Raw genomic sequence first — 14064 nt, forward strand, 5'->3', positions numbered from 1 at the left:
GCCTGGACTCGGGAATGGACCCCGAGTTTGCTGAATACGCGAATCGCGTGGGTATGGACCGTGGCCTTGGACACAAAGAGCCGGCGGGCGATCGCGTCCTCGGACAGTCCCAGGGAGATGAGATGAAGAACCTCGGTCTCGGCGGCGGTAAGATGGAAATTAGCCGCCCTTTCCGCGAGGATCGGCGGAATTTCATCGCTTTCGAGCTCGACCATGACGAAGGGTGCGCCCTCTTTGGTGCGGGCCAGGTGCAATTCGGCGCGGGCCGGCGGTTTAGCGCCGCGGGTCAAGACCACCCTTGAAGGCGGGACCTCTCGAAGCGGTCGTTTGAGGGCCAGGGCCCCCAGCCGCCGGACTCCTTGGACCAGAATTTCGGGCAGAGCTTGGGAAAATCCGGGAAGCTTCGGCAACAGGGCTCGAGCGGAGTCGGACGCCCATAAGACCTTTCCTTGCAAGTCTAGGGCAAGGGTCGCGGAGCGACTTTTCTCCAGCATCGCTTCCAAGACCAGCTGGGCTGTCAATCGATCTTCGACCCGCAAGCTGCGACGCACCGCCGTTTGCAAGGCCGGGAGGACTCGCTGCAACAATTGATCGTCTTGCTTGGTGAAATCGGGCTGCTTCTGCAGCCGAACTAACATCAGGGATACATTTCCGGGCTCATTGTGGCCGGTGTCGGTCAACCTTAACTGGATGTAATTGTCGACCCCGTTGGGATGAGTGAATTCATGGAATACAGGCCCCTTCAGGTAGTCTTTCCACAGCGGGGCCCTGGAACTGTAAAAGACCACCGGGTTCTCACGCTGCATGCACTGATCCAAGAGGTCTTGCCGGTAATATCCTTCCGCTTGATAGGGGCCGACGAGAGGAAACATCTTCCCGCCTAAGGGAACGATTTTGCCGGTCTCGTCGTTGCGGAACAACAGCGAGGAGTTCGTCTTGAAGACCGATTCCAAGGGCGGCAGGACCCGGTGGGCGATTTCGTCCAAGCTCAGCACTTCGAAGGAGGTGCGCAGAACTTCCCCTACCAACCCTTCTTTGGCGCTTTGCGAAAGCAAGAGTCCCTCTTTCCCCTGGGCGATTCCTATAAAATTGTATTTTCTGGAAATAAAAAGACAATAAGAAATTCCATTTCAGGGAACTTGAAATTCAACGGCGTCGCCGGCTTGAATGCCTAGCTCGGCGCTTCGCCCGCCGTTGATCTCCAACACATAGCGATAAGGGCCCTCGGGCGCGCGCGGGCTGGTCGTTTGCGGCGTCGCCCGCTCGACGATCGAGACGATCTTCTTGTCGGCGCCGATGAAGATGATGTCGAGCGGAATCAAGGTGTTCTTCATCCAGAAAGGGCCCTCGGTGTCTTGGGGAAAGATGAAGAGCATGCCCCTATCCTTGGCCAGCTCTTGGCGCCACATCAGGCCTTGGCTCCGCTCGGTCGGATCGTCAGCCAGCTCGGCTTGGAATTCGCGGCGCAAGGCGCCGTCGCTGCCGAAAACCTTGACCGCCAGCAAATCCTGGCCGCCGCTCCCGCCGCCGCAGGAAACGAAGAACAGGCACAGCAGGGCTAATTTGAGGCTTCGCATCAAGGCTCTCCTTCCATCAATTCGAGCAGGCTCTTGTCGACCTCTTGGGTCTTCTTCCGGCCTCGAACCCCGCTCTTGGGGCTGGGCTTGGATTCGGCGCCCGGCGGCAGCGGCCCGGCCATTCGCATCCCTTGGCGGCTGCGCGCCTCCATGGCCTTCACTTCCTTCTGGCGGTCGGCCAGCTTGTCGAGCTTCTTCTCGATGACCCGGGGATTGGGGTAAGTGTAGCGGATCTGACGGTAAATTTTCAGGGCTTTGTCGATCTGGCCCTGCTCTTCATGGGCGTTGGCGGCGGTGAACAGCATTTCGGTCTGGAGCGGGCTGTCAGGGTACTTCTCGGCCGCCACCTCCAGGACCTGGACCGCCTGCTTCGCGGCTCCTTCCATGAAGAAGAGATTGCCGATCTGAAAGAGGACCTGGTCGGCGATCGGAGTGTCGGGGTTTTGATCGATGATCGCCATCAGCGAGCGCCGGGCCGGCTCGAACTTCTTCAGCTTGGCGGCCATCATCGCCACCTTGAAGCGGAAGCCGTCGAGATCCTCGGAATCGGGGAAGTTGTCGATGAGCCCCTGGTAGGCCAGGAGCGCCTTCTCGAAAGCCTCGTTCTTCTCGTGCATCTCGGCGGCGTGCTCGAAGGCCAGCCGGGCCTGCTCGGTCTTGGAAAAACGGGTGGTGAGCATGTCGTAGGCCTTGGCGGCCTTTTCCGAATTGGCCAGCGAGAAATTGTAAATGTCGCCGATGATGAGGAGGATCTCGGGCACCCGGGCGTGGTCCGGATAGAGCCGCAAGGCTTTGAGGTAGAGCTCGATCGATTGCTCGAAATCCTTGTTTTGGAGGGCGTCGGAAGCTCGGACGGTATAGGATTCGAAGGGCCGCTTGCGCGGGACGAGGTAGAATCCGGCGCCGATTGCCGCCAGCACCAAGAGGAGGATGAAGACCCTAAGTCTGGACATCCCCTTCGTCCTCGCCCTCGGCTTCGGCGAGCTTGGCCACCGCGCTGACCTCTTCGCCGGGCTCGAGGTTGATCAGCCGGACGCCCTGGGTGTTGCGTCCGATCACCGAGATGGTGTTGACCGGCGTGCGGATGATCTTGCCCTTGGTCGTGATGACCATGATCTCGTCGCTGTCGTTGACTTGCTTGACCGTCACCACCCGGCCGGTTTTTTCGGTGACTTTCATCGTGATGATGCCGACGCCGCCCCGGCCCTGCACCCGATACTCCTCGGTCGTAGTGCGCTTGCCCAAGCCGTTGGCCGAGACGGTCAGGATGGCGGCGCCCTCGTTGACCACCGACATGCCGACGACGTGGTCGCCTTCTTCCAGCTTGATGCCGCGGACGCCGTAAGCGGTGCGGCCCATCTCCCGGACCTCTTCGCCGGCGAAGCGGATGGTCATGCCCTCGGCGGTGCCGATGAAGATGTCCTTGTTGCCCTCGCTGAGCGAGGCCTCGATCAACTCATCGCCCTCGTCGATGCCCAGGGCGATGATGCCGCCGGCCCGGGGATTGCTGAAGGCCATCAGGTCGGTCTTCTTGACGGTGCCGTTGCGGGTGCACATGACGACGCCGCAGCCTTCCTTGAACTCGCGGACCGGCAGGATGGCCGCCACGCTCTCGTCCTGGGCCAGGTTGAGCAGGTTGACGATGGCCTTGCCCTTGGTGGCCCGGCCGGCCTGGGGAATTTCATGGACCTTCAGCCAATAGACCTTGCCCTTGGAGCTGAAGACCAGGACATAGCTGTGGGTCGAGGCGACGAAGAGGTCTTCGACGAAGTCCTCGTCGCGGGTGACCATGCCGGTCTTGCCCCGGCCGCCGCGGCGCTGGGCCCGGTAAAGGCTGATCGGGTTGCGCTTGATGTAACCGTTGTGGCTGACCGTGACGACCATGTCCTCTTCCTGGATCAGGTCCTCGACGCTGATGTCTTGGGCGGTGGCGATGATCTCGGTCCGGCGGGCGTCGCCGTATTTCTCGCGGATCTCCTTCAGCTCATCGGCGACGATCTTGTAGACCAGCTTCTCGCTGGCCAGGATCTCCTTGAGCCGGCGGATCAGGTCTTGGATGTCTTGGAATTCCTGGATGATCTTGTCGCGCTCCAGGCCGGTCAGCCTTTGCAGGCGGAGATCGAGGATGGCCTGGGACTGGATCTCGCTCAGGCCGAAGCGCTCCATCAAGGCTTGCTTGGCTTCGGGCGGGGTCTTGGACTTCTTGATCAGGGCCACGACCTCGTCGATGTTCTCGACCGCGATCTTGAGGCCTTCGAGGATATGGGCCCGCTCCTCGGCCTTGCGCAGCTCGAAGACCGTCCGGCGGGTCACCACTTCCTTGCGGTGGTCGAGGAAGAGCTGGAGCATCTCGCGGAGGCTCAGGATCCGGGGCTGGCCCTGGACGATCGAGAGCAGGATGACACCGAAGCTGCTCTGCATCGGGGTGTGCTTGTAGAGCTGATTGAGGATGACGCCGGCGACGGTGCCGCGCTTCAGCTCGATCACGATCCGCATGCCTTCGCGGTCCGATTCGTCGCGGAGGTCGCCGATGCCTTCGATCTTGCCGTCGCGGACCAGGACCGCGATCTGCTCGATCAGCTTGGCCTTGTTGACCTGGAAGGGAAGCTCCGAGACGATGATCGCTTCCTTGTCGCCCTTGGCGACCTTCTCGATGGCCGCCCGGGCCCGCATTTGGATCAAGCCGCGGCCGCTGTCGTAGGCTTGGCGGATTCCGTCGCGACCGTAGATGAAAGCGCCGGTCGGAAAATCGGGACCGCTGATCAGGCCGTAGAGCTCCTCGGTCTTGACCTCGGGCCGCTCGATCATGAGCAGCAGCGCGTCGATCACCTCCTTGAGGTTATGGGGCGGAATCTTGGTCGCCATGCCGACGGCGATGCCGTCGGAGCCGTTGATCAAAAGGTTGGGAATCCGGGTCGGCAGGACCAGCGGCTCTTCGGTCGAGTTGTCGAAGTTGGGCCCGAAGTCGACCGTCTCCTTGTCGATGTCGGCCAGCAGCTCCTCGGCGATCGCCATCAAGCGGGCCTCGGTGTAGCGGTAGGCCGCGGCGCCGTCGCCGTCGATCGAGCCGAAATTGCCTTGGCCGTCGATCAGGGGATAGCGCATGTTCCAGGGCTGGGTCATTCGGACCAGCGAGTCGTAAACCGCGCTGTCGCCATGGGGATGGTATTTCTTGAGAACCTCGCCGACCACGCCGGCGCACTTGCTGAAGCGCTTGTTGCTGAGCAGGCCTTCCCGGAACATCGCGTAGAGGATGCGGCGATGGACCGGCTTGAGGCCGTCGCGGACGTCGGGCAGGGCCCGGCCGATGATGACGCTCATCGAGTAGTCGAGATAAGCGTCCTTCATTTCGTCTTCGATATTGATCGGGAGGATTTCGGCGGATCGCACCATGGAAAGCTTCTATCGGCTGATCGCCGCGATGTCAATCGCGGCTCCCATCGCCGATCGGCCCGATTTTTCGATGATTTTTTTGCGGAGAAAGCGCATTTGACGTTGACATCGGACGGTTGAGGCCTAAGATAGAATCCGCCGCTGAGCCGCGAGGAGCTTCGCTCAGCGGGTCGACCGAGGGAAAGCGGATTCGTACAGAACTTCCGATTGCTTAATAACGAACAGACTCCATGTCGGCAGTAAATGTTGTTTCGAAGAGATGACGCCTGCTGGTTATTAACAATCCCTACTCACACTCTACGGAGGTTCTATGACGAAAGCCGAACTGATCAATATGGTGGCCAAAGAGGCCCGCATCTCCAAGGCCAGCGCCGAAAAGGCCATCAACTCGCTGACCAACAACGTCGCGAAGTGCCTGAAACGCAAAGACAAGATCACACTGACCGGATTTGGCACCTTCATGGTGGCCAAGCGCCGCGCCCGCACCGGCCGCAATCCCCAGACCGGCGCCCCGATCAACATCAAGGCTTCCAGCGTGCCGCGCTTCAAGGCCGGCAAGATGCTGAAGAGCCTAGTTCGCTAGCTTATCCGCAAACGAGAGTCATTCTGAGGACCCGAAGGGGCCGAAGAATCTAAGACCGACCAAGGCAGTCGCAGGTCCTTCGCTTCGCTCAGGATGACGGTTTTTTTGGGAAGACCCTCCGCCCAGGAGGGTTTTTCTTTTTAATGGGTCAGGTGGAGGACCTTGGCGCCGACCAGGCCGCCGATGTTCATGCCGGCCGACAAGCTGGCCAAGTGGGCCAAAGCCTGAAAGCGATTTTCGGGGCCGGCGTCGAAAATTTTTTGATTCGCCACCATGGCCACGCCGAGGCTGGTCGCGCCCAGCAATTGGCGAAAAGTGAAGATTTCCAATTCCTTCCATAAGGCGTTTCGGGGCTGACTTTCGACCATCATTGCCCGCACGCTATAGGAGGTGGAGAGATTGCTGGCCAGCCGCCAAGCGCTGAGATTGACGCCGTACATGGCGGTGTCCCGGGCCAAGGAGCTGGCGTCCCAAGCCACCCGCTGTCCGAATGCGCTGCGCACCGCTCGGTCGCTCAAGGCCGCGCCGAAGGAGCCGGCGGCCAAGCCGATGGCTTTGGCCTTCATCCGCATCATTGCGCCTTCGAAAGTCCCCGGTCCAATGCCCCGCGCCATCAAGCCCTGGGCCATCGATCGGCCGGTGGAATATTTGGCGAACTTATAAAAACCCGAGGCCATGGTGGCGCCGGCGAAGGTGCCGAGCAGGTTCCGGTAATCGCCCACCTCCCGCCCAGCGTGGCGCAGGAAAACCTCGGCATTTTGACCAAAGCTGCCTTCGCCCTGGAGAGCTTTGCGCTGCTTGCGGGCCTGGCTGATCAAAGGCTGGAGGCCGGAGGCGACTTCGATGCGGTGATAGATTCCCAATGCCGTCAATTCGGTGGTCGGCTCTTGGGCGAGGCGCCCGGCCAAGCGGAGCAAGCCGGCGAAAAAAAGCTCGGGCTCCCGCTCCTTTTCGAGCGAGACCAACTCCGCCAATATCGCGTTGCCAAAACGACCGCGGAGTTGTTGGGAAAGCGCGGGCGGAAGGCCCTCGACGAGGTCGGCCACCTTGGCGCCGCCGGCGGCCCGAGCCCGGAAGCCCATCTCTGGCTCAAGCTGGTCAAGCAGCTCGGCGAGCTGGCGGGAAGGCGAAAAGCCGACGGGCGTTTCGGCGGTAGCGCCAAACGCCATCTGAAGGAAAACCGGGATTATCGGCCTATCGCCCATGACATCGCCCCACCTTGAAGGTGCCCAAATCGACGGTCGTAGGGGGATTCTTTTGCGAAGGAAAGGAATGCCCCGAGCAAAAAATTATCGTTACCCGGAGCCTAAAGTTGTCAATAAAAGTCTTTGAGATCCTTGGTCTTAGTCTTGCCGACGGCCCGGGCGATATTGCTTGAAACGCGGCGCACCCGCTTCTTGTTCAGCTTGGCTTGGCGCCTTAGGCGCGCCGTCAGCCGGAACATCTTGTTGAGAAATTCCCGGTCGACCCGAGGTCGATTGGAGCTCCCTCCGCTGGAGCGGCGAGCCCGGCGGAACATCGCCATTAAAACCCGGCCGATATTGCCCATGGCCTTTTCCCAAGGCGAGGTCGGAGCCAGGCCCCGGAAAAAGATCCTCAATTTCGCCGGAATCGCCAGCTGGAGGATATAAGCCTGGGCCCGAGGGCTGAGCATCGTGGCCCGTTGGGAAAAAAGCGGCGAGAGCCCGAAACCGAAGCCCAGCACCGGTGCCGACGATTTAACGCCGCCATGGCTGCCGTTGGCGATGGGGCGGCTGAGAAAAATCGCCACGCCGCTGGTCAAGAGCTTGCCTTTGGCGGGCTGCAAGACCGAAGCGCCTTGAGGGGAAACCAAAATACCGGCACCTCGCACCGCCGCTTGAGCCGGCCGCGGGATATTGAGCCGCGGCAGGCTGCGGCCCGGGCTCGCCGGCGCCGCCGACTCGCTCGATTTGACAGGAGCCGACTTCTCGCTGTGCGCCGCCTTGGCGGTCTTCTTCGACACCGCCATGCCCTCGGCTCGGGTTCCGCTCTTCTTGGCGGTGTAGATCCGGGTGACCGAGGGGCGCGACACGAAACCTGCCGCAACCAAGACCCGTGCGGGCACCCCGGCCGGCTGCTGTTGGGTGCCTAGGGCCCGTTGCAGTTGAAGCAGGGTCTGGGTTTCGTTTCGCGAAGCAACCGAATGGGCGCTGGCCGGCCGCTCCTGCATCAGGGGAAACTGAGCGATGCGGCGGATCAGGGCCTGTTGAACTCGGCGGCTTTCATTGTCGGCGTTCTCTTGGTTGCGACGGGCGGAATCGGCGCTGGCGGCGCTGGGGCGAGCGGGCGGCGAACAATTTTCGGCGTTTCTTTCGTAGCGATGGGCCTGATTTTCAGCCTGAGCCCTGCGGGCATCGTCAACTCTTTGGACCATTTCTCTGTTCCCGCCCCTTGTCACAAGGAAGTAACATTCGAGCCCAAAACGGCTATAAACTTAATTATTTCAAATATATATAACCATGAGCGCTTTAATGGACGGAATTTACCTGTTCGTCACATAAATGTCACGAAAAAAGGGTGAGCGAGTTAAAATCTCGAAAATTAACGATTTTTCGCTGGCGAGCGGCTGTGGATAAGTGGGGGCTGGCGGTTTAGGTGAGGCCGGCCGAGTACATATGTCGGATATCGCGGCCTTGGACCATGAAGATCACCATTTCCGCCACGTTGGTGGCGTGGTCGGCGATCCGTTCCAGGTAGCGGCTGACGAACATCAGGCGACAGGCCCGCTTGATGTTGTCCTTGTTCCGGCCCATGTAGTCGACCAATTCCTCGAAGATCTTGTGGTTGAGCGCATCGATTTCATCGTCGGCCTTGAGCACCGCTTGGGCCAAGTCGACGTCTTCGCTGACAAAGGCATCCAAGGCTTTCTTCAGCATGCCCTGGACCAAGCCGGCCATTTTGGGGAGATCGATGTAGGGCTTGAGCGGCGGCTCCGCATTGAGCTCGATCGCCCGCTCGGCGATATTCACCGCCAGATCGCCGACCCGCTCGAGGTCGGCGACGATCTTGAGGCCCAAGGTGATGAAGCGAAGGTCGACCGCGGTGGGTTGGCGAAGGGCCAGCAGCTTGAGGCAAAGCTCGTCGATCTCCAATTCGAGGCGATTGACCGGATGATCGCCGGCGATGACCTTCTTGGCCAAGTCGGTGTCCCGTTCGACCAGGGCATGCATCGAGTCCTTGATCAGATCTTCGATACGGCTGCCCATCATGAGCAGCTTCTCTTTGAGTTCCCTTAGTTCCGCTTCGTATTGCCTGCTGCTGTGCTCCAATTTATCCGAACCTCCCGGTGATGTAATCCTCGGTCAGTTTTTCCGAGGGCTTGGTGAAGATCTTCTGGGTTTCATCGTATTCAATGATTTTACCCTTCATGAAGAAAGCCGTCGACTGGGAAACTCGGGCGGCTTGCTGCATGTTGTGGGTGACGATCACGATGCAATACTGGCTCTTCAGGACCTCAAGGGTTTCCTCGATCCGGGAGGTGCCGATCGGATCCAGCGCCGAGCAGGGCTCGTCCATCAAAAGGACCTCGGGATCGACGGCTAGGGCCCGGGCGATGCAGAGCCGCTGCTGTTGACCGCCGGAAAGCTCCATCGCGCTCTTGCTGAGCTTGTCCTTGACCTCGTTCCAAAGCGCGGCCTTCTTGAGACTGGTTTCGACGATCTCCTCGAGCTGGCCCCGGTCGCGGACGCCATGGAGCTTGGGACCGAAGAGGACGTTCTCGACGATGCTTTTGGGGAAGGGGTTGGGCTTCTGGAAGACCATCCCGACCCGGCGACGCAGCTCCACCAAGTTGACCGACTTGGAATAGACGCTGCCGCCGTCGAGGAGGACGTCGCCCTCGATCTTGATGTCGTTGGCAATCTCGCCGATCCGGTTGATGGCCTTGATCAAGGTCGATTTGCCGCAACCGGAAGGGCCGATGATCGCGGTGATTTGCTTGTCGGCGATCGCCATGTCGACGCCGAACAGAGCCTGCTCGGTTCCGTAGAAATAATTGAGCGATTTCACCTCGACCTTGTTCGGTTCGGGGGCGATGGCGGCGGCTTGGTTCATTTATCCTCGGCGCAATTTTCTTCGAAAGCGGATCCTGAGCAGGATCGCGCTTAAATTCAAGGTGAAAGTAATGGTTAAGAGCACCAAGGCGGTGGCGTACTGGATGGGCCGGGTCAGGGTCACGTTGGTCGATTGGGTGGCCATGATGAAGATGTGATAGGCCAGCTCCATGAACTGGTCGAGCGGGTTGACCATCGGGATCACGCCGAAAAGCTTGGTGACCGGAAGCTTGGGCAGGAAATAGGCGGCGCCGGTGAACAGGATCGGCGCGGTCTCACCGGCCCCCCGGCTGATGCTCAGAATGGCGCCGGTCAGGATGCCGGGCAAAGCCTGCGGCAACACCACTCGACGGATCACCTGCCAGCGCGTCGCGCCCAGTCCATAAGCCGCCTCGCGGTGGCTCTTGGGCACGGCCTTGAGGGCCTCCTCGGTCGAAACGATGATGACCGGCAGGACCAGGACCGCCAAAGTGGCGGCGGCCCAAAGCAGGGCCGGCTGGCCGAAGAGCAGGCCGGTCTGGAGGACCTTGTCGAGGTTGCGGCCGACGAAAAGCACGAAGAAGCCGACGCCGAAAAGGCCGAAGACGATCGAAGGCACCCCGGCCAAATTATTGATCGCCGCCCGGATGAAACGGGCCGAACGGCCTTGGTGGGCATATTCGTTGAGGTAGACCGCCGCCGAGACGCCGAGCGGCAGGGCCATGATGATCATCAGCAGGGTGATCGCGATAGTGCCGAAGATGGCCGGAAAGATCCCGCCGTGGGTCATGCCGTCGCTGGGCGCGGTGGTCAAAAACTCCCAGGAAATCGTGCCGATGCCCTTGGTGAAAATGAAGCCGAGGATGAAGAGGACGACGCCGGCGACCAACAAGGCGCAGGCCCGACAGAGACTCTCGAAGACAATTCCAACCAGCCCGCGGTTCTTCACAGCTTGAGCCTCCGCCGCATCCGCTCGACGACGATTTCGGCGACGAGGTTGATGACAAAGGTCAAGGTGAAGAGGACCGAACCGACGAAGAAGAGCGCGTAGTACTGCTCGCTGCCCTGGGCCACCGCGCCGAGCTCGGAGGCGATGGTCGCGGTCATGGTGCGGACGCTCGAGAAGATATTGGCGGTAAAGAGAGCGGCGTTGCCGGTGGCCATCAAGACGATCATGGTCTCGCCCAGGGCCCGGCCCATGCCGAGCAGCACCGAGGCCGAGATGCCGGAGATTCCGGCCGGGACGATCACCTTGCTCAAGGTCTCCCAGCGAGTCGCGCCCAGTCCGTAGCTCGCTTCACGGAGCTCGTTGGGAACGGCTCGCAAGGCGTCTTCGGTCATGCTGGCGATGACCGGGATGATGACCAGCGAAACCCCAAGTGCGCCGACAAAGGCATTGAGCCGGAAGGTGGTGTGAAAAAGGCTCTGGACGACGCTGGCCAAGAGGCTCAGCGCCAGGAAACCGATAACCACGGTCGGAATGCCGGCCAAGAGCTCGACGATCGGCTTCAAAACCTCCCGGACCCGATGGGAAGCCAGTTCGGCCAAATAGATCCCGCAGCCGATCCCGATCACAGTCGAAATCAGGGTGGCCGGCAAGGCGACCAGGAAACTGCCCGAAAGCAGGGGCAAAAGCGAATATTTGGGACTGCTGCTCACCGGCTGCCAAATGAAGGCGAAGATCTCGCGGCCCTCGAAATCGAGGGTCTTGTGGCCGATCCATTGGATCGGCTTGATGGTAGCGAGGGCTTGGATGCCTTCCTTAAACAGGAAGAAGAAGATGAGGCCGATGAGGATGACGGCGAGATAGCCGTTGAACGCCAAGAAGACCTGGATCAAGCCTTCCCAAAGACGCTGCCGCCAGTCGAAACCACGCAGCTCACGACGCCGGGTCCGGCCCACCGAGGCCCCTTTCATGGAATCGGAAGAGTCCACCAGGGTCTTTTCTATCGTTTGCTCCATAAAAGAAAAGGGGACCTTGCGATCCCCTCCATTTTAATTACTTGACGGGCGCGGCGCTCGCCGCCGACTGGCTGTCCTTGAGCGGGACATAACCCACTTCTTCGACCACCTTCTGCCCGGCATCGCTGAGCATCCAGTCGATGTAAGCCTGGACCTGGGGCGTTTGCTGACCGGCCACATAGACAAAAAGGTTCCTCGAAATCGGATACTCGGAGTTGCGGATCTGGAGCGAATTGACTTTGCCTTCGGCGGTCAGGGGACTGATCGCGGCCGAGGCTTCGTCTTTCTTGAGCGGAAGGACCTTCAGCTCCGAGCGCTTCTCAAAATAGGAAACGCCGCCGTAGCCGATGCCGCTGGGATCGCGGGTGACCGCCTCGGCCACCGCGCCGGTGCCGGGCATGGTCTGGCAGTCGGGGGCGTAATCGCGCTCACCCAGGATATGCTCCTTGAAGAAGACGTAGGTGCCGCTGTTCGATTCCCGGCAGTAGCGAATGATCTTTTGGTCGGGACCGCCGACTTCCTTCCAATTGTTGAAGTGGCCGGTGTAAATGCCCATCAATTGCTGAATGGTCAGCTGGGGAAGGGAATTGGCCGAATTGACCACCACCGCCAAGCCGTCGAAGGCGACCGGAATTTCCTTGAGCTCGCGGCCCTGGCCCTTGGCCTTCTCGATCTCTTCCTTCTTGGCGGCCCGACTCAGGTTGGCGATGTTGGTGGTGCCATTGAGCAAAGCGGCGATGCCGGTGCCGCTGCCGCCGCCGGTGACTTGGATGGTCACGCCGGGCTTTTCCTTCATGTAGGCCTCGGCCCATTTCTGGCCGAGGACGACCATCGTGTCCGAACCCTTGACCGTAATGTTGTTGGCGTCGGCGGCCGGAGCTGCCGGTGCCGAGGGCGCGGCCGGCGGAGCTTCGGCGCTTTTCTTTTCGCCACAAGCTGTCAGGGAAAGCAAGCAAGCCGCAATGCCAAAAATCCACGAATTTCTTTTAAGCTGAGATGAAATCACCGTGGCCTCCTTATAGGCGGTTGGGGGATGAATCAACGGGAAATCGAAATGGCGGTGGTCGTTTGGCTATCGCCCCGGCCTGTGACAAAGGCGTGTCGGGGGGGAAACTATTTGGCAAGCGACTCCGGCGCCTGGGATGCCACCGCCCGAGGCAGCCGGAAGATAAAAGTGCTGCCCTGTTCCTCGAGGCTTTCGACGGTGATCTCGCCGCCCATTAATTGGACAAGGTGCTTGACGATGGCCAGCCCTAAGCCGGTGCTGCCCTCTTGCTTGCTCCGCGATTTGTCGACCCGGTAGAAGCGCTCGAAGATCCGCTCCAAATGGGCGCCGGCGATGCCAATCCCCCGATCTTGCACGCGAAAAACCGCGGTCTCGCCCGCGCTCCGGCATTGCAGCTGGATGGTGGTTTCGGGGTAGCCGTACTTGATCGCGTTCTCCACCAGGTTGTTGAGCATGTGGAGTAGGGCCATGCGATCCGCGTAGAGCTCGAGGTTCTCAGGCTCGATGCTGACGTCGACGGCCATTGCCTTTTTCTTGAGCAGCGAATCGTGGAGATCGAGGACCTCACCGAAGAGCTCCTGGACTCGGAAAATCTCGGGCTTGAGGACGAATTGCTGGCTCTCGATCTCGCTCAAGCGCAAAAGGTCCTCGACCAGCTTGCCCAATCGATGGGTGTTGGTTTCGATGATGCCGAGGAAATTCCGGCTCTGCTCGTTGAGCTGGGATCCGCTGTCCTGGAGAATCTCGACGTAGCCCCGAATCGAGGTCAAAGGTGTCTTCAGCTCGTGGGAGACGTTGGCGACGAAATCGCGCCGCACCCGCTCCAAGCGGCGTAGATTGGTGATGTCGTAGAGAACGACGATGGCGCCCATTGCCGCCACCGATTCCTCCCAAAAACCGGTGGCCTGAACCAGCAAGTAATGCTCCCAGCCGTCACGCAAAATCCGGATCTCCTTGTTGGCGACCGGATTTCCCTTCAAGGATTCCTCGACGATCGATTGGAGGTCGGCGTTGCGGATCACCTCGATCGGCGGCCGGCCCAAATCCTCGTCCTTCAGGCCGAAAAGCTGGCGCATCGCCGGATTGAAGAGCGAGATGTTGCCCTCGGCGTCGAGGACGATGACACCTTCCTGCATGGCGTCGAGGATGGTCTTGAAGCGATCGCGCTCCTCCGCCAAGGCCCGAATTTTTCGCTCCAGCTCTCGGGCCAGCGAATTCATCGATTGGCCGATTTCGCCGACCCCGTCGTCGCGGACCACCGGAAAGCGCTGGTTGTAGTTGCCCTGCTCGAAACCCTTGACCATTTTCTTGAAGCGAAGGAGCGCCTCGTCGGTTCGCCGCACCAAGGTGAAATAGAAAAGCCAGCTCAAGGCCAGCAGGACCACCGTCACGGTCCAGATAAAAAAGCGGACCCGGCCGAGGAGCTTGTAGATACCGTCGATCGGCATCGCGACCCGAAACACCGCGTCCTCGGTGAGCTTGGAAAAAGCC

The 14064-nt window shown here is 60.4% G+C and carries 13 protein-coding genes; 1 reads left to right on the forward strand and 12 read right to left on the reverse strand.

All coding sequences use genetic code 11. The features are described from left to right. From VJR29_13555 to gyrA, 4 genes are all read right to left on the reverse strand, one after another. The coding region (locus tag VJR29_13555) for a LuxR C-terminal-related transcriptional regulator (GenBank protein ID HKY64432.1) at window positions 1-1055 on the reverse strand (1055 nt) is incomplete at its 3' end. 75 nt (window positions 1056-1130) lie between these two features. After that, a complete protein-coding gene (locus tag VJR29_13560) occupies window positions 1131-1577 on the reverse strand; it encodes a DUF192 domain-containing protein (protein ID HKY64433.1) in 447 nt (148 codons plus the stop codon). After that, window positions 1577-2530: a tetratricopeptide repeat protein gene (locus VJR29_13565; protein ID HKY64434.1), complete on the reverse strand. Its 954-nt coding sequence runs from the start codon at window positions 2528-2530 to the stop codon at window positions 1577-1579. Before VJR29_13565 ends, VJR29_13560 begins: the two co-directional genes overlap by 1 nt. Further along, on the reverse strand, window positions 2517-4970 hold the full coding sequence (gene gyrA, locus VJR29_13570) for a DNA gyrase subunit A (protein HKY64435.1): 2454 nt from the start codon (window positions 4968-4970) through the stop codon (window positions 2517-2519). The genes VJR29_13565 and gyrA overlap by 14 nt, the downstream gene beginning before the upstream one ends. 310 nt (window positions 4971-5280) lie before the next feature. On the opposite strand from gyrA, the gene VJR29_13575 reads away from it, so the two are divergent. Then, window positions 5281-5553: an HU family DNA-binding protein gene (locus VJR29_13575; protein HKY64436.1), complete on the forward strand. Its 273-nt coding sequence runs from the start codon at window positions 5281-5283 to the stop codon at window positions 5551-5553. 140 nt (window positions 5554-5693) lie between these two features. On the opposite strand, the gene VJR29_13580 is transcribed toward VJR29_13575, so the two are convergent. The 8 genes from VJR29_13580 to VJR29_13615 form a co-directional block, all read right to left on the reverse strand. After that, the gene (locus VJR29_13580) at window positions 5694-6722 is read right to left on the reverse strand and encodes a hypothetical protein (protein HKY64437.1); all 1029 of its coding nucleotides are present in this window, start codon (window positions 6720-6722) and stop codon (window positions 5694-5696) included. Window positions 6723-6868: 146 nt separating this feature from the next. Further along, window positions 6869-7948 (reverse strand): hypothetical protein, encoded by a 1080-nt coding sequence (locus tag VJR29_13585; GenBank protein HKY64438.1) that lies wholly within the window; start codon window positions 7946-7948, stop codon window positions 6869-6871. A 217-nt stretch (window positions 7949-8165) separates the two neighbouring features. Next, window positions 8166-8870: a phosphate signaling complex protein PhoU gene (gene phoU, locus VJR29_13590; protein HKY64439.1), complete on the reverse strand. Its 705-nt coding sequence runs from the start codon at window positions 8868-8870 to the stop codon at window positions 8166-8168. Next, a complete protein-coding gene (pstB, locus tag VJR29_13595) occupies window positions 8845-9627 on the reverse strand; it encodes a phosphate ABC transporter ATP-binding protein PstB (GenBank protein ID HKY64440.1) in 783 nt (260 codons plus the stop codon). The genes phoU and pstB overlap by 26 nt, the downstream gene beginning before the upstream one ends. Next, window positions 9628-10554 carry a phosphate ABC transporter permease PstA gene (pstA, locus tag VJR29_13600; GenBank protein HKY64441.1) on the reverse strand — a complete coding sequence of 309 codons (927 nt, stop codon included), beginning with the start codon at window positions 10552-10554 and terminating at the stop codon, window positions 9628-9630. It abuts the gene before it with no gap. Further along, the gene (gene pstC / locus VJR29_13605) at window positions 10551-11567 is read right to left on the reverse strand and encodes a phosphate ABC transporter permease subunit PstC (GenBank protein HKY64442.1); all 1017 of its coding nucleotides are present in this window, start codon (window positions 11565-11567) and stop codon (window positions 10551-10553) included. The genes pstA and pstC overlap by 4 nt, the downstream gene beginning before the upstream one ends. 37 nt (window positions 11568-11604) lie before the next feature. Beyond that, on the reverse strand, window positions 11605-12573 hold the full coding sequence (locus VJR29_13610; protein HKY64443.1) for a PstS family phosphate ABC transporter substrate-binding protein: 969 nt from the start codon (window positions 12571-12573) through the stop codon (window positions 11605-11607). A gap of 107 nt (window positions 12574-12680) precedes the next feature. Continuing rightward, window positions 12681-14064: ATP-binding protein (locus VJR29_13615; GenBank protein ID HKY64444.1), on the reverse strand; the 1384-nt coding region annotated here is incomplete at its 5' end.

The organism is bacterium, from assembly GCA_035281585.1.
Lineage (GTDB): Bacteria > UBA10199 > UBA10199 > DSSB01 > DSSB01 > DATEDP01.